The following is a 19,123-nucleotide window of genomic DNA, read 5'->3' on the forward strand; positions in this document are numbered from 1 at the left end:
ATTGGCAAAAAAATTCATTGCCCTTAACCTTTCAGATACCCTTTCCAAGGTAGCGTTTATCATGAAGTACAAACCAGAATTTCGTTTCATTTCTCTGAATGCATTATCCTTCTGCGCCGGATTATCCCTGTCCTCAGCCCTGTTTGCAGGGGTAACACCCCGTACTGTTGACCCTCTCACCACAACAGCGCAACCCTCAACGGAAAACCCTTTAAACAAAGATTTGTGCAGCCCTGAAGTAAACTTGATTTGCGGAGAACAATATGTAAATAAACAAATTTCGGATAACTGCCAGACAAAAGAAACCTTTGAGAGTCGTGTATCAAGCTCAGATACTTCTGAACACGAAGGATATAATCTCTCCACCTTCATGAACAACCAGGGTAAAGATTATCGTAACTTCTGTGTTAATAAAGCAATTTTGGATAACCCAGCCGCAGGCTATTCGATGGATCAGTTAGATGGGCTCCAGTTGGCTGGGGCTATTAAAGTAAAGTTGATGAGTACCGGTGAAATTTTATACGTACCCTTTCGCTCCAGCGAATTAAAAAAGAGAAAAGATAAAAGCAATTCAAAAGAGACAGTCTATAGATTCAGCATATTTGAAAGCGACAACCCGCTTGAGCTGTTCACAGACACAAAATTAGGTTACGCTGCTGCCCGCCACCTCGCTAAAAAAAAATCTGTAGAAAACACCCTGATCCCCCTTCGCATGCAAGTCAATCGGCTAGCACAAAACACAGACAACAAAATGAAAAAGGAAGGGAAAGACATGGGGTTACCTGAACCGCACATAATGGATCCATATTTTCCCAGAATCAATAGCGATCTGTCCCTTGTCTCAGTCCCCGAAACTAAAGTGACGATGACTTTAACCCGTTCAGAATGGTTTGCCGGTAAAACTTACGATATTAACATAACTTCCTGGATACCATTTCCGGCAGAAGCAATTAAGGTCAGGTTTACTTCCGGAGGAACCGCACGTTTTGCAAAACCCCATTATAAGAACTTCAGGAGAGACAGCAATTATTATTCCAGAGGAATCAGTTTGACCCCTAACCCGAATTCCATAGAACAAGGCCACCATATCGGTCAGCACTACAAGCTGATTGAAATAATCCTGATGCCGCCCATGCCCGAACTTTCTAAATTTGCCACTCAAGAGGCAAAATCAGGCAACTAACGCAAAGTGCGTTCTGTTCAAAATGCTCTCTGCCAGAGACTACCGGTGCTGATAGATCTCACCCCGCTCCTTGTTTCTTATGAATTTTAATGCTGACCCGTACTAAAAAAAGAAGGCTGCCGTTTACACCGGCAGCCATTGGTATAAGTACAACATCGTCAGGTAAGAATATTCAACATCCGCCGTAGAGGCTCAGCAGCCCCCCACAACAGTTGGTCACCCACGGTAAAGGCTGACAGATACTGATTGCCCATATTCAGCTTGCGCAAACGGCCTACCGGAATATCCAGCTTGCCCGTCACCGATGCAGGCGTCAGCTGTTGCATGGTCGCTTCACGGTCATTGGGCACAACCGATACCCAGTCGTTTGATTCAGCAATAATGCTTTCAATATCAGCGATCGGGATATCCCGGTTCAGTTTCAGGGTCAGTGCCTGACTGTGGCAGCGCATGGCTCCAATGCGAACACACACGCCATCAATGGGAATAATGCCACCGTTGTATAAACCCAGAATTTTGTTGGTTTCCGACTGCGCCTTCCACTCTTCCCGGCTCTGGCCATTCTCCAGCTGTTTATCAATATAAGGGATCAGACTTCCTGCCAGTGGCACACCAAATTCACTCTGAGGCAGATCACTACTGCGCAGCAGGTCCGAGGTTTTGCGGTCGATATCGAGAATAGCGCTGGCAGGGTCTGCCAGTTCACTGGCAACATTGTCACGAATGCAGCCCATCTGGTTGATCAGCTCACGCATATTGCGCGCACCGGCTCCACTGGCTGCCTGGTACGTCATGGCACTGATCCAGCGTACCAGCCCTTCACGGAACAGCCCGCCTACAGCCATTAACATCAGGCTGACGGTGCAGTTACCACCAATATAGTTTTTCACACCCGATTCCAGAGCCTGATCCACCACATGGCGGTTAACCGGGTCCAGAACGATAACACTGTCGTCATTCATTCGCAGTGAAGACGCGGCATCAACCCAGTAGCCGTCCCAGCCACTGTTACGCAAAGGCTGAAACACTTTGCTGGTATAGTCGCCCCCCTGACAGGAAATAATAATGTCCATCTCCCGTAATGCGTCGATGGAGAAGGCATCCTGCAACGGCTGCACCGGTTTACCGACATCCGGGCCCGGCTGTCCATGTTGTGAGGTGGTGAAAAACACCGGATCAATACTGGCAAAATCATTCTCTTCGAGCATGCGCTCCATCAACACAGAGCCAACCATGCCCCGCCAGCCGACAAGTCCTACCTTTTTCATACTACTCTCCTTGAATCACTACCATGAATCATTACTATGATTCACTAATAGTCAGTCTCGCTGCAGGTAATTAACCACTGCATCACCCATTTGCGCCGTACTGACCAGACGACAGCCTTCCGATGCTATATCCCCTGTCCGCAATCCCTGATCCAGCACATCGCCTACAGCCTGCTCAATGGCATCCGCAGCCGCAGTTTCGCCCAGAGAATAACGCAGCAGCATCGCCAGCGACAGTATCTGCGCCAGAGGATTCGCCTTACCCTGTCCGGCAATATCAGGGGCAGAACCGTGTACGGGTTCATACATGCCTTGATTTTTTTCATTCAGCGAGGCAGACGGCAGCATACCGATAGAACCCGTTAACATGGCGGCGCAGTCGCTGAGGATATCGCCAAACATATTGCCCGTTACAATCACGTCAAACTGCTTTGGCTGGCGCACCAGCTGCATGGTGGCGTTATCCACATACATATGGCTCAGCTCAACATCCCTGTAATCATCGGCCATGCCGGACACCAGCTCACGCCAGAGCGCCGTTACTTCCAGAACATTGGACTTATCAACCGAACAGAGTCGTCCATTGCGCTTCTGCGCCGCTTCAAACGCTACTTTAGCAATACGCTTGATCTCGGACTCACGATAAACGTAGGTGTTATACCCTTCCCGCTCACCATTATCCAGAGTCCGGACACCACGGGGCTCACCAAAATAAATACCGCCGGTCAGCTCCCGGACAATCAAAATATCCAGCCCCGCCACCAGCTCCGCTTTCAGGCTCGAAGCCTCTGCCAGTTGCGGAAACAGAATAGCTGGCCGCAGGTTGGCGAACAGGTCCAGCTCTGAACGCAACCCCAGCAAACCTTTCTCCGGGCGGTTGGTCATAGGCAGATCATCCCATTTCGGACCACCTACGGCACCAAACAGAATGGCATCGGACTGCTTTGCCTGCTTCAGAGTTTCAGCGGGCAGAGGCGTACCTTCTGCATCAATAGCAGCACCGCCCACCAGACCGTGGCTGACTTCAATATCCAAATTGAAACGTTGTTTGACAGCCTCCAGCACTTTCAGTGCTTCTGTCACAATTTCAGGGCCAATACCATCACCGGGCAGACATAAAATCTGACGACTCATTATTCTTCTCTCCCAACAACCAATAACCAATAACCAACAGCCAACAGCCAACAGCTAACAGCTAACAGCCAAACATCCTAAGCAAACAGCCACGGCTGCGATTCATTATGTTTTTGCTCAAACGCCTTAATGGCATCACTTTCCTGCAACGTTAAACCAATGTCGTCCAATCCACGCAGCAGACAGTCACGGCGAAATTCATCCACTGTAAACGACATTTCCTGACCATCTTCCAGCACCACAACCTGTCGTTTCAGATCAATGGTTAACTGATAGCCTTCATTGTTTGCCACCAGAGTGAACAGTTGATCAACCTGCTGTTCAGACAGGACAACAGGCAGCAGGCCATTTTTGAAACAGTTATTATAAAAAATCTCGGCAAAGCTGGGGGCAATGACGCAGCGAATACCGAAGTCATCCAGCGCCCAGGGCGCATGTTCACGACTGGAGCCACAGCCAAAGTTCTGGCGAGCCAGCAACACCGAGGTTTCGTGATAACGGGGTTGATTCAGTACAAAGGCTTCATTTAAAGGGCGCTGACTGCAATCCTGACCGGGTTGACCTTCATCCAGATAACGCAACTCATCAAACAGATTGGGGCCAAAGCCGGTGCGCTTGATAGACTTGAGAAACTGTTTGGGAATAATCATATCGGTATCGACATTGACACGATCCAGCGGTGCCACAATACCCTGATGAACAGTAAATGCTTTCATCGCTTAAACCTCCTGCTCTATCAATTCACGAACATCAGTGAAATGCCCTGTCACCGCAGCGGCCGCCGCCATCGCCGGACTGACCAGGTGCGTTCTGCCACCAAAGCCCTGTCGACCTTCAAAGTTACGGTTTGATGTGGAGGCACAGTGTTCACCAGCGCCCAGCTTGTCAGCATTCATGGCCAGACACATGGAGCAGCCCGGTTCACGCCACTGAAGCCCGGCTTCCGTAAAGATGGTGTGCAAACCTTCCTGTTCAGCCTGTTCCTTGATCAGTCCTGAGCCTGGCACCACCAGCGCTTCTTTCACCGTGTCGGCCACTTTACGCCCTTTAACGACAGCTGCCGCCTCTCGCAGGTCTTCAATCCGGGAGTTAGTGCAGGAACCGATAAATACACGATCAACCGGAATATCGCTGATTTTCATACCACCGGTCAGCCCCATGTATTCCAGCGCACGGGCATAACCTTCTGCCTCATCCGCTTCCGGTACACGGGCATCAACCGGCAGAACCATTTCCGGAGAGGTTCCCCAGGTGACCTGAGGTTTAATATCTTCACCGTTCAGAATCACGATCTGGTCAAACACCGCATCGCCATCAGAGTGCAGATCAGACCATACGGATACCGCCCGCTCCCACTGCTCACCCGCCGGAGCAAACGGACGACCTTTGACGTATTCCAGAGTGGTATCATCCACCGCCACCATACCGGCCCGGGCACCCGCTTCAATCGCCATATTGCAGACGGTCATACGGCCTTCCATACTCATAGTGCGAATCACTGCACCGTCAAATTCAATGGCGTAACCCGTACCACCCGCTGTACCTATTTTACCGATGATAGCCAGCACCACATCTTTAGCGGTGACACCAACACCCAGTTCACCATCAACCCGTACCAGCATATTTTTCATTTTTTTGGTTACCAGGCACTGGGTTGCCAGTACATGCTCAACTTCAGATGTGCCAATGCCGTGAGCCAAGGCACCAAAAGCGCCATGGGTTGAGGTATGAGAATCTCCACAGACAACGGTCATGCCCGGCAGGGTCGCCCCCTGTTCAGGACCAATGACATGGACAATACCCTGACGGCGATCCTGCATATCAAACTGAGTAATACCGAAGTCAATACAGTTCTCATCGAGTGTTTGTACCTGAATTCTGGAAATCGGGTCAGCAATGCCATCAATACCACTTTTACGTTCCACTTTTGTGGTGGGGACATTGTGGTCTGGTGTCGCCAGGTTGGCACCGGTTCGCCAGGGCTGACGCCCTGCCAGGCGCAGTCCTTCAAAGGCCTGTGGCGAAGTGACCTCATGGAGCAGATGACGGTCGATGTAAATCAGGGCGGAACCGTCTTCCCGCTGTTTAACGAGATGACTGTCCCACAGTTTGTCGTACAGGGTTTTGCCTGACATTGTTATTCCCCTCGTAAATACGGCTTATCGTTCTATGGGCTCATCGTAGAGCGAAGTTATGGATTACTCCAATTCATCTTTTTTATGCTATTAATAACAATCAGGAATACTTAAACCTCAGAGAGACACCACAACCTTTATGGATATCCCCAGCCTTACTGCTTTTCTAACGGTCGCAGAATGCGGATCATTTTCACTGGCTGCCAAACAGTTGCATCTGACCCAGCCAGCAGTCAGTAAACGTATTGCCAGTCTTGAGCAGCAGTTGGGTACGTCCCTGTTTGACCGGAAGAACACCACTGGCAGCCGTCGCACTCACCTGAATGAAGCTGGTCGAACGTTATTGCCTAAAGCCAGTCAGATGCTTGAGTTAATGAAGGATACACGACAACAGATAAATAACCTGAAGACCCAGATCAAAGGACCATTAAGTTTAGCCACCAGTCATCATATCGGCTTACGGCGACTACCGAATATATTGAAGCACTTTGCCAGCACCTATCCGGACGTAACACTGGATATTAAATTTGTCGACTCTGAAGCCGCCTATGAACTGTTGCACAGGGGGGAAGTTGAACTGGGTCTTATTACTCTTGCACCCGTTAATCCGGATAACATTCTTTCCCGCAAACTCTGGAATGACCCACTGGTGTTTATGGCCAGCCGGGAGCACCCGCTGGCGCAGATCAAAGAAACGGTTTCCCCCAAAGCACTCAGTCAGCATCAGGCCGTATTGCCAGGTGTCAGGACCTTTACCTACCGACTGGTACAAAACCTGTTCGATCAACAGGGCCTTACCCTGCAAACCGCCATGTCATCGAATTACCTGGAAACCATTCGCATGCTGACGGCCATTGGCATCGCCTGGAGTATATTGCCAAAATCTATGCTGGAAGATGATCTGACAGAACTGAAAACCGGCTTTCAACCGCCGGTCAGGGAGTTAGGCTACATCCGACACGAGTACAGAACCCTGTCGAATGCAGCCAGAGCCTTTCTTGAACTGCTGGACAACACTCAGAGCGAAGTGACGATCACCGAAACATTATCCTGAGAGTCTGACTTATAAGCCAGTTCCGCGAGCTGGCCCGCTATTGCGGCATTACTGGCTTGCCGGGCAGCAGACTGATGCACAAACCCACCCACTACATCACTGTTGGCGACATCAAAAAGCCCGTCACAGCCCTGCACCAGTTTATAACCTTCCCATCCCTCAGGTGGCACTCTGTGCTTGACTACCTTAGGCCTTGCGCTCATGGCGCCGTAGGCAAAATGCCCACCCAGGTCACCGGCAACACGAGCACTGCCATTTAACCTCCCCCTGCCATCAACATATCCACCGCGCTTCTCTATGGCTTTTTTATAGCGGTCATCTGTTGGTTTGGCGTCTTCGCTTAACTGCATCACCCTGCCCTCGGGATCAAGTAGCACAGCTCTGGAATCCCCTACATTAGCAGTCCAGAGATTGTCATCTATCTGCAAAACGACATTGGCAGTCGTGCCACACTCTGCCTTACCTTCGGGAGGAATAAAACTATTGCCTGTATCCACAAAGGCCAGTTTCAGCGTATTCATTATCCGCAAATCATCCAGGGATTCCGGATTATCGGCCTCAAGTCGTTTTTTCAAGTGGTGTACGATATTATCCTTGGCAAACCCGGAAGCAACATCCCCTCCGTCACCGTGACCATCAAACACGCCGGTCAGCTTTATTTCCACTTCACCCGCTTGTGTCTGAACCTTAAAACGAGTACAGAGAACAGCATCATCCATGCTTTTCCGGCGCCCGGTACAATGGGCAACCCCCGAATCCGTTTCGGTTTCGGTATAAAAATCGGAAGAACGATCAAACACTTTTACGGCTTTGTCCGGATCTTCCTCGTTAATGTCAGAATATCGATAGGAGTCCAGGGGAATGCTACCTTTTGTATCCTGAGCATTCAGGTCACCGACAGTTTCTCCTTTTATACGACTGTCTGACTTTTCTTTAAAATCCAGCAATCGACTGTCCTCAAATTCGGTTATTTTTCCACCTGAGGCCGCTGTTGCCTGAAGCTTTTCAAAGTGCTGCGCCATCTCTCCCTGCTGCTGCACAGCAGCCGTCTGTTCAGTTTCCAGCTTTGTCTGCACTTCATCACTACTGGTATAAACCCGGTACTCAAGCTTCATATTAACCTGAAGCTGTTCCATATCCGGGGTATCTTTAGAGCTTACACGCCAGCCACTCGACAGTGTTGGGGGGAGTACCCAACTATCTTCGGGAGCTGTCGAGCGACTTGCCGGGCTTTGAATAAACTGCATGGCTTTTTCGACAGAGATTACTTTACGTTCTGAAAGAGAAGTTGTCTTTTTATTGGAATTCACCAATATTTTCTTCAGATGCTTAACCGCTGCCTCTTGCTGAGCTATTGTCTCAAGGCTATAGCTGGTCAGTGTTTTATCCACATAGTTTCTTAAAAACGGCATAAAAAACGCTGCCACGCTGAGGGCACGCCCCCGCCATTTACCCACGTCACCTGTCTTGAAATGACCATCCTCAAGTCTGAGACTGGCTTCCGGACTGTCTGAAACCCACTTCGACAGTTTTTGCAGCTCTTTAACATTCTCTGCAAACGCCTGCCGAGCCGAAGGAAAACCGTTACCGGGTTGTATCATCATTATCTCCTTTTAAATCAAATACTGTTTTATTGAGTCCAGAAGCCTCTCGGAGTCAGAGGCTGCTAAAGCAATCCCTGTTATTATCCGTACATTCCACATCCTTCTTTAAATTTTAACGGACTCCACTACCATTTACCCATTGTTCAGCTTATAGTCTCTGCGCAATTTATACACATGGAGTCTGTCGCATGTTCAAAGCCCTCGTTCTTGAACAACAGGACAAGCAAACCCTGTCTTCCATCCAGCAACTGGATGAATCAGCCTTGCCAGAAGGTGATGTTCTGGTTGCGGTCGATTACTCATCCCTGAACTACAAAGATGGACTCGCCATTACCGGCAAAGGCAAAATTATTCGTGACTTCCCCATGGTTCCGGGCATTGACTTTGCCGGTACGGTTATTGAATCGTCCAGCAGCGACTTCAGCGCAGGTGACAACGTTGTTCTGACCGGCTGGGGCGTTGGTGAGAATCACTGGGGCGGTATGGCAGAAAAGGCCCGTGTTAAGGCCAGCCAGCTGGTTAAACTGCCTGCAGGTCTGGATGAGCGCAAAGCCATGATGATTGGTACAGCAGGTTTAACCGCCATGCTGTGTGTGATGGATCTCGAAGCGGCAGGCATTACTCCGGAAAAAGGTGAAATTCTGGTAACGGGCGCCAGTGGTGGCGTAGGCAGTGTTGCCGTAAACCTGTTGGCAGAACTGGGTTATGACGTGGCGGCCGTTTCCGGTCGTCCGGAAAACACGCCCATGCTGGAAGCACTGGGAGCCAAACGGGTAATAGCCCGATCCGAATTCACCGACAAACTCCGCCCCCTGGATCGCCAGTACTGGGCAGGTGCCGTTGATACCGTCGGCAGCTCGGTGCTGGCCAAGGTACTGTCTCAGGTAAACTACGAGGGTGCGGTGGCAGCCTGCGGCCTGGCTGGCGGTTTTGACCTGCCAACCACGGTTATGCCTTTTATTCTGCGTGGTGTAAAACTGCTGGGCGTTGACTCGGTCATGTGTCCTCTGGCTAAACGCAACGAAGCCTGGAAGCGTCTGGCTGAACTGTTGCCAGAATCCTACTACGAAGCCGCCTGCTCTGAAGTCACCCTGGAAGAGGTGGCGGAAAAGGCTGAGGCCATTACTCGTGGACAGGTGACTGGCCGCACCCTGATTCGTCTGAAGTAAGCTATTTTCCGACATGGATTGAGTGCATTGCCAGATGTATTCAATCCATAATTACTCTCTAAAATTTATGCATCAGAGTCTGCGCGTTATTTTTGTGTGCAGACTTCCCGTACCTGATCCAAATAATGAACATTCGCCCTGTCCTTTACGTTATCGGCCTCTTTCTGACTGTACAGTCGCTGCTTATGCTGGTGCCGGCGCTGTACGACTTACTCATTCATGACCCCGGCAAGTATGCCTTTCTCTGGTCCGCAGCCATTAATCTGCTGACCGGATTGATTCTATGCGTCTGCTGTCGTACAAAAGAGTTCAGCCTCAAGGCACGCCAAATTTTTCTGCTGACCAATTTAACCTGGGTAACGCTCAGTGGCTTTGCAGCCCTGCCATTCTGGATACAACTGGATATCAGTTACACCGATGCCTACTTCGAAACCATGTCAGCCATTACCACAACCGGTTCCACAGTCCTGTCAGGGCTAGACACCATGAACAAAGGCATACTGCTGTGGCGCTCACTGCTGCAATGGCTGGGCGGGATAGGCTTTATCGTACTCGCTGTTGCAGTACTGCCCTTTCTGAAAGTCGGGGGGATGCGCCTGTTCCAGAGCGAATCGTCTGACTGGTCAGAAAAAGTGATGCCCCGCTCCGGCAGTATTGCCAAACGGATTGTGTGCATCTACCTGGGGTTAACAGTCTGCTGTGCCTACCTGTTTTTTCTGGGTGGCATGAACGGTTTTGAAGCCATCAACCATGCCATGACCGCCCTGTCCACCGGAGGCTTTTCAACCTCGGACAACTCCATGGGGCAGTTTTCCAACCCCTTTATTCACTGGACAGCCACCATTTTTATGTTACTGGGTGGACTGCCCTTTGTACTGTTTGTGAAGTTTTTAAAAGGTGATCACAAAGCCCTTACAAAGAACACCCAGGTCGTCACCTTTGTCCAGTTTCTGCTGTTGACCTGGGCCGGTCTCAGTATCTGGCTATTTATGTATTCCAGCTACAGTTTCTGGGAGTCCCTGACACTGGTTGCCTTTAACACCACATCCGTGGTTACCACGACCGGCTATGCGCTCACGGATTACACCCTCTGGGGCGGCTTTGCTGCAACCGCCTTCTTTTTCCTTACCTTTGTTGGTGGCTGCTCAGGCTCTACGGCCGGTGGCGTGAAGATTTTCCGTTTTGAAATTGGCGCAAAACTGTTAATGATCCAGCTGAAGCAACTGGCACACCCCAGAGCCTGCTTTGTGCAAAGCTACAACGGTCAGCAAATCAGCAGTGATATTTTACGCTCCCTGATCGCCTTCAGTTTTTTCTTTGGCCTGCTGGTGAGCCTGCTGACCCTGCTGTTAAGCCTGCTGGGGCTGGACCTGACCACCAGTATCAGCGGTGCCGCCACGGCCGTTGCCAATGTCGGGCCGGGACTTGGAGACATCATTGGGCCAGCGGGAAATTTCGCCTCTCTTCCTGACTCAGCCAAGTGGTTACTCAGCCTTGGTATGCTAATGGGCAGGCTGGAAGTTATAACGGTACTGGTATTGTTTACACCCCAGTTCTGGAAAGGGTAAGTGTTTCCGGCATAAAGAACGACGGGTGCCCGTTAAGTGGCACCTGCCCGGATCAAGTCCATGCAGTGAGAAAGTCGTTACAATCATCGGTGGTCATTCCATCTCTGTCCGTCATTATCAGGAACGTCATTTCGCCTTCAAACAGTCTCAGGCACCACAGGTTTGCAGGCTCCTGTGAACAACCTGTGCGTATTTCCTTACCGGCAATCGACCAGCGACTTGACTGCAAGCTGGCCATTGACCCGTACATGGCCAGCTTGCAATGTATATTAAACCATGGGTCGCACACCCAGAAATCATTATTCTCGTACTGATCAAACGCTCTCAGGGACGACTTATGATAATGCATGGATTCATCTGCCAGCACCAGAAACATATGAAATTCATGATCTACCAACCATATATATGGAATCTCCATAGCGATGCCCAACTGGAGGGCGACGACGATGTACTCATTACTGTTACCCGCCCTCTCCTCCTGAGGGGTGACGCGTAAAAGCAAATATTCATCAGTATTATTACTCTCCCTTAACCTGGCTATTACCCCGTTGGCTTTTCCAACGTCATCCAGTCGTTTTTGCTTTCTCTGTGGAGAGGCCAGCCCATAACTCATAGAGAAGACTTTATTATCGGTTTTTAATGACCCTTTAAAAAATTGTCGAGCATGAGTCAGCAAAAGTTGTGAATTTGTCATCTCATTCATAATACACCGTCCTTTCTATGATATTGAGCATTATAACCCCTGCCTGAAAAAAGCAGGGGCTTACGGTGAAAACGCTACAACCTCAGAAAAAGCGAATAGCCATAAGTGAAAACATCCTGTTACAAATATTACAGAGCCTTACTGCAAAAAATGACCCAAATCATGCGGGATTCTGATGCCATCCTGTAGTATCCTTGGTCAATTCTTAATTTTGATAATGTATTTTCATTCCTTTTGATCCGTCGTGAAAATACCCCGCACACTGAGTCCTTCAAGGGAACCGATGAATAGTATTCACCCTACCCACCTGGTCAGCCAGTTTCGTCAACGCGCGGAGCAACACCCTGAAAACACGGCCCTGCGTTATGCCCATGGTGATCGCTGGCATGAAGTCCAGTGGCGTCAGTTCCTTGAAGCCGTTGACCAGACCAGCCTGGCACTACTGAGCGCAGGACTGCCAGTACAGGGCAATATCGGTCTGTGGTCGCGTAATATGCCGGAATGGTCCATGACTGACTTCGCCTGTATGCAGGCACGTGGCGTCAGCGTACCACTGTACCCCACCAGCACCCCTGACCAGGTATGCTACATCATTGATGAAGCTGAAGTAGAAATCCTGTTCGTCGGCGAACAGCCTCAGTTCGACGACGCTCTGGAACTGCTGGGCAAAGCCTCCCACCTGAAGACCATCATTGTTTTTGATGAAGACGTCGACCTGAAAGGCTGTGAAAACGCGCAATACTTCAAGGATTTCCTGGCCTCTGCCGACACAGAGCGCACCGAACTGGAAGCCCGCCTCGCCAGTCGCTCCATGGACGACCTGTTTACCCTGATTTACACCTCAGGCACTACCGGCAAACCCAAGGGTGTGATGCTGGACTATGCCAATATGGCAGCGTCTTTCGATGCCCATGACAAGCTGATCCACGTTGACCACACCGACTCATCGCTGGCCTTCCTGCCCCTGAGCCATATCTTTGAGCGTGGCTGGTCCAACTATGCCCTGTGTCGTGGCGTTGTAAATAACTACATGCGTAGCCAGGCAGACATCGCCAACATGTTGCAGGCGGTAAAACCCACCATCATGTGCTCCGTCCCACGTCTGTTCGAAAAAATCTATACCGGTGTTCATACGAAAATCGGCAAGGGTTCAGCGGCTAAGAAACTGATCTTCAAACTGGCTGGCAGCATCGGTTATAAGGCGATGGAATACCACCGTCAGGGCAAACCCGTTCCGGGTTATCTGAAAAGCCTGAACAAGCTGGCAGACAAACTGGTATTTAGCAAGATCAAAGAGGGTCTTGGCGGTCGTATCCGCTTTATACCCTGCGGCGGCGCACGACTGGACGACAGTATCTGCAAGTTCTTTCATGCCATGGGTATCAACGTCAAAATCGGCTACGGCATGACCGAAACCGTAGCCACTATCACCTGTTACCGCGACACAGGCTTCCAGTTTGGTAGCTGTGGCAACCCACTGCCAGGCGTACAGGTAAAAATTGGTGATGGTGGTGAAATTCTGGTGAAAGGTGGCACCGTTATGCGCGGTTACTACAAGAAACCGGAAGAAACCGCGAAAACCTTCGACGCCGATGGCTGGCTGAAAACCGGCGACGCTGGCCTGATTGATGAACAGGGGCAACTGCGAATCACCGACCGCATCAAGGAACTGATGAAAACCTCCAACGGCAAGTACATTGCGCCTCAGCATATTGAAGGTACTTTGGGCAAGGATCGCTTCATTGAACAGATTGCGATTATTGCTGACGCTAAAAACTATGTCTCTGCCCTCATTGTTCCAGCCTTTGAAGCTTTGGAAGAGTACGCCAGGGAGATGAATCTGAAATACGAAAGCAAGATGGATCTGATTCGCAACACCGATATCGAAAAACTGTTTCAGGAGCGTCTCGACAGTATCCAGGATGAACTGGCTCGTTTCGAACAGGTCAAGAAGTTTACCCTGCTGCCTCGTGAATTCTCCATTGAACTGGGTGAGATTACCCCCACCCTGAAGCTGCGCAGAAAGATCATTATGGAACGTTTCCAGAAGGAAATTGACTCCATGTATGGCAAGCCAGCCATCAGCCACTGATTGCTGCTGGCTGTTGGCTGTTTGCGTTATATTCCAAACTGCAGCCTCCTCAGGGTAAGCCGCTTCGCGGTGACTTTTTGCCCAGCGCAACCCTCCAACACCTGAGAAATATCTCACATTTACGCAAAGGCCGACTTTTTCTGTAAATACCAAAAGTCGGCCTTTGCGTACATTTTCTTTTGTCTATCCTTTCCTGACTCTAATCTCAAAAACAGCAAAGGGTAGAGCTATTAAAAGTTTAATTTTTCACGTTTTGCTCTTCGTGTCTTTCGCCTGTCTGGCCAAGCCACAACCCCACAGCTTTATTGTTGATTTTGAACAAAATGAGAGCACACCACACCATAACTTTTCTATAAAGCCAGACCCGGATACATTCTTTGCAACACTGGCAATTAACACAGAGTCCCCGCATGGCGAAGCGACAGAAACTATCAACACATACAGCTATTCAGGATCAGACTCACCACCTGATGACAAACCCTGCAAGCCAAAGGGCCTCTGGAAGAGCCTGACGACCGTGGTCGAGTCAGTTTCGTGGCAGCTGCTGTACGCTACCGGTGAAGTCGTCGGCTATAAGCTGCTTCTGTCACTTCAGGAAGACTCGCTAACACCGCAGTCTTTTTCATGGATGCCAGTGGTGGCAACTGTCGTTGTGGGTTTGCTGACCAGAAACCATTGGAACCCGGGATCAGCATTATTTAATCAACTGGACGAGCAGGAATCCAGCCAGCAGCACGAACTTCAGATTATCACTTTGATGTATAAACCTGACGGTGGCAATTCCTACGCAACAGGGGCATGGGGTCAGGGGCACTCATTCAACATGCACTCAAGCCTCACAGGCCACTCGCATTATTCACTCCTTAGCCACCAGGGCGAGTATTACGATGACGATCCAGGCCACCCCACTCCCGTCAGGCACAGCTATGACGAAACTTGCCTCTTAGAGCCATGTCGGGCACAAGGACGCTGCATCTATGCCCCCGGTGATACAAACCAACATAAGCTTTTTTGCAGGTGTCGGGATTGTATGGCTGAGTTAGACAGATACATTGCCCCCCAACCCCTTATAAGTACCCAGTGCGAATCAACCTCAGATAGCGATGTCACTTGCAGCTTAAATTATTATCCGCAAACGGATGGTCAGGAATCTGCCCCTTATTCAGGAAGCATGGGTTCAGTCAAACCTAAAAGAGTTATCCGGCAAAAAATTGTTTCAAAGGTAATCGTAACAGCAGAACCAGACAGTACTTCTGACCAGCCAGCCGCTATCAAGAAAAGGCGCGCCCACGGCAGGGTGAAGCGCCACTTATGCGACCACCCGGGCTGCAACTACTCAACCATTTATAACGGTCATCTGAAAGTACACCAACTCACCCACAGCGGGGAGAGGCCCTTCCCGTGCGGCCACCCGGGCTGCAACTACTCAGCCACTCAGCCCGTTAATCTAAAAACACACCAACTCATCCACAGCGGGAAGAAGCCCTTCCAGTGCGACCACCGGGGCTGCCGCTACTCAGCCAGCCAGAAGGTGCATCTGAAAACACACCAACTCTCCCACAGAAGGAAGAAGCCAAAATCAAAACGACAAAGGCCTGAAAAGCAAGGTAACGATGGAGACCAACCGAGTTCACTCTGAGGGACAAGCCGGTAGAACATGATTCGACTTCCCTCACGCCTCAAAGAACTGTTGCGCAAGGATGGCGCATGGTGTGGAGTGTGCATGTACACCTGCCTGTCACCGTTGTGGCGCTATGAGGCCATTAATTTATTCAGGAAAGCGTACAACCGGGGTGAACTGAAACTACCGAAAGATCTGCGAGCCACCTGTCCCAACAAAACCGCATTCAATCGCTGGCTCAATATCCACTACCAGAAGTCATGGATCAGCCAGAAAGATAGGCTATTCCTATCCGGTTTCCGGCCCTGATGAAAAACAGCTTCGGGATTGACCCGCTGGAATGCATCCTGCGCAAGTCCAGGATGGTTCTGACCGTAGAGTCTTTTTTGTATTTCTCCCTCTGTCGTCCATGACATAGCGGTAATCGCTACTTGATCAAAAATTCATCATCCCCTACTCTCCGCGCCTTTATATTTTTATTACGCAGCAGGCAAACCATATGACGACTGTGAAGAAGTACAACTTCACTTACGAAGATATCCACAGCACCATCAGGGACGCATCCCTTGCCATCAAAGAAGCGGATTACCAGCCAGACTACCTGCTGGCCATTGGCGGTGGCGGCCTCATTCCTGCGCGCATCATGCGTACCTTTATCACTCGCCCAATCCTGACCGTCGCCCTGTCCCGTTACAGTGACGAAATTGGCACCGCCCCGGCGGATACACCGATCAAGCTGCAATGGCTGGAAGGTAAGGTGAACCTGAATGGCAAAAAAGTACTGGTGATTGACGAAGTCGACGATCAGCGTACTACGCTGGACTTCACCCTGAACGAACTGATTGAGCACTACCCGGATACCGAGTTCTCTGCTTTCGTCGTTCACAACAAGCTGAAAGAAAAGAAGGGTCAACTGCCGGAAAAACTGAATCACTTTTTTATTGGCAGGGATATTAACGATTACTGGATCAACTACGCCTGGGATGCTGAAGACATCGCTACGTTTGGTCAGTGATTTTAGACAAAGCCCGCGCCATGCGGGCTTTATTTTGCAAAGCTGTCAACCGCTGACAGAAGGCGCAATCAACGGCGCGTCACTGACGACATCGGCATTCTGTGCCCGGTGTCGCATAAAGTGATCCATGACCGTAATCGCCATCATCGCCTCGGCAATGGGCACGGCCCTGATTCCCACACACGGGTCATGCCGTCCTTTGGTGACAATGTCCACCGGTTCACCCTCAAGGTTTACGGAACGTCCCGGCGTGGTCATGCTGGAAGTGGGTTTTAAAGCAATATGCGCAATCAGGTCCTGACCGGAACTGATTCCCCCCAGCACGCCACCGCCATGGTTGGACAGAAAACCTTCAGGCGTTATTTCATCCCGATGCTCTGTTCCTTTCTGCTCAACGCAGGCAAAGCCATCACCAATTTCAACCCCTTTCACGGCGTTAATACTCAGCAGCGAATGCGCTAGATCGGCATCCAGACGATCAAACACCGGCTCACCCAGACCAGGCTGAACTCCACTGGCTCTCACAGAAATACGCGCGCCAATGGAGTTCCCTTCACGACGAAGGTCGTCGATCAGCTGCTCCATCTCTGCCACCTTGTCAGCGTCCGGACAGAAAAATGGATTCTGACGTACCTGCTCCCAGTCGAACTGTTCGATTTTGATCGGTCCCAGTTGCGACAGATAACCTTTAATCGCTATACCCTGTGTTGCCAGAAACTTACGGGCTATCGCCCCGGCCGCCACACGCATAGCGGTTTCACGAGCCGATGAACGACCACCACCACGGTAGTCACGGAAACCGTATTTGTGGGCATAGGTGTAGTCGGCGTGACCAGGACGGAAGCGATCCATAATGTTGGAATAATCTTTGGAGCGCTGATCAACGTTCTCAATCAGCAAACCAATGGGTGTTCCTGTGGTTTTGCCTTCAAAAACACCGGAAAGAATTTTCACCTGATCCGGTTCACGACGTTGCGTCGTATATTTAGACGTGCCGGGTTTACGAAGATCCAGATCTTTCTGAATATCTTCTTCCGTTAATGGCAGTCCGGGAGGACAACCATCGACAATACACCCCAGCGCAATACCATGAGACTCGCCAAACGTGGTCACCTTGAACAATTGACCTATGCTATTCCCCGCCATCGTAACTCCCATCAGGCTGCCACCGAACAGGCAGCCCTTATCTTGTTTTTAATAGACCTATTTTTAATAAAAGCGCCCAGGAGCCTGCCGGCTCACCCCGTCATGCGACTTTTAAAAATACCCTGATATTCACGACACTGCTCCGCCGTCAGCACCAGCACGCCATGACCACCTTCGGCAAATTCCGGCCATACAAACGGCACCTCAGGATAAACGTCCTGCAACGCCCACTGGCTGTTGCCTACTTCCAGCACCAGTAAACCTTCCCCGGCCAGAAAGTCTGCTGCCCGGGCCAGAATAATACGAGCCATATCCAGACCGTCATTACCGGCTGCCAGTCCCAGCTCTGGCTCGTGACCAAACTCCTCAGGAAAGTCTGCCATATCTTCCGCATCCACATAGGGTGGATTGCTGACGATCAGCTCGTAACGCGGGCGTTCAGGGCTGTCGTCTATTGTCTTAAACAGATCCGACTTGACGGCTTGCACCCGTCCCCACAGCTCATGCTGGTCAATATTGATATGCGCGACATCCAGGGCATCATCGGAAATATCCAGCAAATCCACCGACGCTTCCGGCCACTGGTGCGCCATGGCAATGCCTATACAGCCAGAGCCAGAACACAGATCAAGGGCACGAGTCACCGTCGCATCACCCAGCCAGGGCTGAAAATTCTGGTTAATTAGTTCTGCGATAGGAGAGCGGGGAACCAGCACCCGTTCGTCCACATAATAAGGCTGGCCACAGAACCATGCCCGATTCAACAGATACGCCAGCGGCTTGCGTTCCTGAATACGACGTTTAACCAGCTCTGCCACAGACTGCTGTTCTTCTGAAGTCAAACGACAATCCATATAAGGTTCAGGCAGGTCCCAGGGTAGCTGCAATACCTGCATCACCAGATGCATGGCTTCATCCAGGGCATTATCGCTGCCATGCCCGAAAAACAGTTCGGCTTCATTAAAACGGCTGGCCGCCCAGCGAATAAAATCCCGGATACTGGCAAGGCCATCGTAAGACAGGTTATCGACCTGCCCGCTGTTTTTTTCGCCAGTGCGTCCACCAGGGTGTACTAAGGATTGAGTCACAAAGTCTCCTACGGGAGGTAAAACACCGGGGCCTGCATAGCATTGCAAAGCCAAACCTCCCATCTCAAGGCAAGATGCGCCAAGATAGCATAAAGCAGCATTTGGCAGTACCGCTTCTTTTCGCTGTTGGCTGTTAGCTGTTAGCTGTTGGCTGTTGGCTGTTGGCTGTTGGCTGTTGGCTGTTGGCTGTTGGCTGTTGGCTGTTGGCTGTTGGCTGTTGGCTGTTGGCTGTTGGCTGTTGGCTGTTGGCTGCTCAACCAATAACAAACTGCGGACAGCCAAAAGCGAATAAAAACATTCAAATCTATAAAAACCGACATAGAACAAGGTACAATCCACGATT

General features: G+C 50.4%; 15 protein-coding genes and 1 pseudogene. 8 read left to right on the forward strand and 8 right to left on the reverse strand.

Annotated features, from left to right (window positions below; translation table 11 throughout):
- The first annotated feature begins 61 nt into the window (after nucleotides 1-61).
- On the forward strand, nucleotides 62-1,183 hold the full coding sequence (locus tag NX720_RS00505; protein WP_262598744.1) for a hypothetical protein: 1,122 nt from the start codon (nucleotides 62-64) through the stop codon (nucleotides 1,181-1,183).
- A gap of 158 nt (nucleotides 1,184-1,341) precedes the next feature.
- Here NX720_RS00505 and asd read toward each other — a convergent pair whose 3' ends face one another.
- The 4 genes from asd to leuC form a co-directional block, all read right to left on the reverse strand.
- Nucleotides 1,342-2,451, reverse strand: coding sequence for an aspartate-semialdehyde dehydrogenase (asd, locus tag NX720_RS00510; protein ID WP_262598745.1), 1,110 nt, complete (start codon nucleotides 2,449-2,451; stop codon nucleotides 1,342-1,344).
- Between the two features lie 51 nt (nucleotides 2,452-2,502).
- Nucleotides 2,503-3,585, reverse strand: a complete 1,083-nt coding sequence (gene leuB / locus NX720_RS00515) for a 3-isopropylmalate dehydrogenase (protein WP_262598746.1) — start codon at nucleotides 3,583-3,585, stop codon at nucleotides 2,503-2,505.
- Between the two features lie 77 nt (nucleotides 3,586-3,662).
- The gene (gene leuD, locus NX720_RS00520; RefSeq protein WP_262598747.1) at nucleotides 3,663-4,301 is read right to left on the reverse strand and encodes a 3-isopropylmalate dehydratase small subunit; all 639 of its coding nucleotides are present in this window, start codon (nucleotides 4,299-4,301) and stop codon (nucleotides 3,663-3,665) included.
- 3 nt (nucleotides 4,302-4,304) lie between these two features.
- Nucleotides 4,305-5,720, reverse strand: coding sequence for a 3-isopropylmalate dehydratase large subunit (gene leuC, locus NX720_RS00525; RefSeq protein ID WP_262598748.1), 1,416 nt, complete (start codon nucleotides 5,718-5,720; stop codon nucleotides 4,305-4,307).
- A gap of 139 nt (nucleotides 5,721-5,859) precedes the next feature.
- Here leuC and NX720_RS00530 point away from each other — a divergent pair, with 139 nt between their 5' ends.
- Nucleotides 5,860-6,774 (forward strand): LysR family transcriptional regulator, encoded by a 915-nt coding sequence (locus NX720_RS00530; RefSeq protein WP_262598749.1) that lies wholly within the window; start codon nucleotides 5,860-5,862, stop codon nucleotides 6,772-6,774.
- Here NX720_RS00530 and NX720_RS00535 read toward each other — a convergent pair.
- The gene (locus NX720_RS00535; RefSeq protein WP_262598750.1) at nucleotides 6,738-8,378 is read right to left on the reverse strand and encodes a PP2C family serine/threonine-protein phosphatase; all 1,641 of its coding nucleotides are present in this window, start codon (nucleotides 8,376-8,378) and stop codon (nucleotides 6,738-6,740) included. The genes NX720_RS00530 and NX720_RS00535 overlap by 37 nt on opposite strands.
- A 188-nt stretch (nucleotides 8,379-8,566) precedes the next feature.
- On the opposite strand from NX720_RS00535, the gene acuI reads away from it, so the two are divergent.
- Entirely contained in the window at nucleotides 8,567-9,547 is a 981-nt protein-coding gene (gene acuI, locus NX720_RS00540; protein WP_262598751.1) for an acrylyl-CoA reductase (NADPH), read from the forward strand.
- Nucleotides 9,548-9,672: 125 nt separating this feature from the next.
- Nucleotides 9,673-11,115 carry a TrkH family potassium uptake protein gene (locus NX720_RS00545; protein WP_262598752.1) on the forward strand — a complete coding sequence of 481 codons (1,443 nt, stop codon included), beginning with the start codon at nucleotides 9,673-9,675 and terminating at the stop codon, nucleotides 11,113-11,115.
- Between the two features lie 52 nt (nucleotides 11,116-11,167).
- Here NX720_RS00545 and NX720_RS00550 read toward each other — a convergent pair whose 3' ends face one another.
- On the reverse strand, nucleotides 11,168-11,818 hold the full coding sequence (locus tag NX720_RS00550) for a hypothetical protein (protein WP_262598753.1): 651 nt from the start codon (nucleotides 11,816-11,818) through the stop codon (nucleotides 11,168-11,170).
- A 283-nt stretch (nucleotides 11,819-12,101) separates the two neighbouring features.
- On the opposite strand from NX720_RS00550, the gene NX720_RS00555 reads away from it, so the two are divergent.
- The 4 genes and pseudogenes from NX720_RS00555 to NX720_RS00570 all read left to right on the forward strand — a co-directional run bounded on the left by NX720_RS00555 (nucleotide 12,102) and on the right by NX720_RS00570 (nucleotide 16,546).
- The gene (locus NX720_RS00555) at nucleotides 12,102-13,910 is read left to right on the forward strand and encodes an AMP-dependent synthetase/ligase (protein ID WP_262598754.1); all 1,809 of its coding nucleotides are present in this window, start codon (nucleotides 12,102-12,104) and stop codon (nucleotides 13,908-13,910) included.
- 262 nt (nucleotides 13,911-14,172) lie between these two features.
- The gene (locus tag NX720_RS00560) at nucleotides 14,173-15,549 is read left to right on the forward strand and encodes a hypothetical protein (RefSeq protein ID WP_262598755.1); all 1,377 of its coding nucleotides are present in this window, start codon (nucleotides 14,173-14,175) and stop codon (nucleotides 15,547-15,549) included.
- Between the two features lie 96 nt (nucleotides 15,550-15,645).
- Nucleotides 15,646-15,795, forward strand: a pseudogene (locus tag NX720_RS27450) (IS91 family transposase); the annotation flags it as partial.
- 235 nt (nucleotides 15,796-16,030) lie between these two features.
- On the forward strand, nucleotides 16,031-16,546 hold the full coding sequence (locus tag NX720_RS00570) for a phosphoribosyltransferase (RefSeq protein WP_262598757.1): 516 nt from the start codon (nucleotides 16,031-16,033) through the stop codon (nucleotides 16,544-16,546).
- 45 nt (nucleotides 16,547-16,591) lie between these two features.
- Here NX720_RS00570 and aroC read toward each other — a convergent pair whose 3' ends face one another.
- Entirely contained in the window at nucleotides 16,592-17,692 is a 1,101-nt protein-coding gene (aroC, locus tag NX720_RS00575; protein WP_262598758.1) for a chorismate synthase, read from the reverse strand.
- Nucleotides 17,693-17,784: 92 nt separating this feature from the next.
- The gene (gene prmB / locus NX720_RS00580) at nucleotides 17,785-18,780 is read right to left on the reverse strand and encodes a 50S ribosomal protein L3 N(5)-glutamine methyltransferase (RefSeq protein WP_318654079.1); all 996 of its coding nucleotides are present in this window, start codon (nucleotides 18,778-18,780) and stop codon (nucleotides 17,785-17,787) included.
- Nucleotides 18,781-19,123 lie beyond the last annotated feature (343 nt).

Source organism: Endozoicomonas euniceicola (genome assembly GCF_025562755.1).
Taxonomy (GTDB): Bacteria; Pseudomonadota; Gammaproteobacteria; order Pseudomonadales; family Endozoicomonadaceae; genus Endozoicomonas_A; species Endozoicomonas_A euniceicola.

Coding starts and splice junctions, on each gene's coding strand:
- NX720_RS00505 (WP_262598744.1), top strand. CDS start 62: ATGAAGTACAAACCAGAATTTCGTTTCATTTCTCTGAATGCATTATCC.
- asd (WP_262598745.1), bottom strand. CDS start 2,451: ATGAAAAAGGTAGGACTTGTCGGCTGGCGGGGCATGGTTGGCTCTGTG.
- leuB (WP_262598746.1), bottom strand. CDS start 3,585: ATGAGTCGTCAGATTTTATGTCTGCCCGGTGATGGTATTGGCCCTGAA.
- leuD (WP_262598747.1), bottom strand. CDS start 4,301: ATGAAAGCATTTACTGTTCATCAGGGTATTGTGGCACCGCTGGATCGT.
- leuC (WP_262598748.1), bottom strand. CDS start 5,720: ATGTCAGGCAAAACCCTGTACGACAAACTGTGGGACAGTCATCTCGTT.
- NX720_RS00530 (WP_262598749.1), top strand. CDS start 5,860: ATGGATATCCCCAGCCTTACTGCTTTTCTAACGGTCGCAGAATGCGGA.
- NX720_RS00535 (WP_262598750.1), bottom strand. CDS start 8,378: ATGATGATACAACCCGGTAACGGTTTTCCTTCGGCTCGGCAGGCGTTT.
- acuI (WP_262598751.1), top strand. CDS start 8,567: ATGTTCAAAGCCCTCGTTCTTGAACAACAGGACAAGCAAACCCTGTCT.
- NX720_RS00545 (WP_262598752.1), top strand. CDS start 9,673: ATGAACATTCGCCCTGTCCTTTACGTTATCGGCCTCTTTCTGACTGTA.
- NX720_RS00550 (WP_262598753.1), bottom strand. CDS start 11,818: ATGAATGAGATGACAAATTCACAACTTTTGCTGACTCATGCTCGACAA.
- NX720_RS00555 (WP_262598754.1), top strand. CDS start 12,102: ATGAATAGTATTCACCCTACCCACCTGGTCAGCCAGTTTCGTCAACGC.
- NX720_RS00570 (WP_262598757.1), top strand. CDS start 16,031: ATGACGACTGTGAAGAAGTACAACTTCACTTACGAAGATATCCACAGC.
- aroC (WP_262598758.1), bottom strand. CDS start 17,692: ATGGCGGGGAATAGCATAGGTCAATTGTTCAAGGTGACCACGTTTGGC.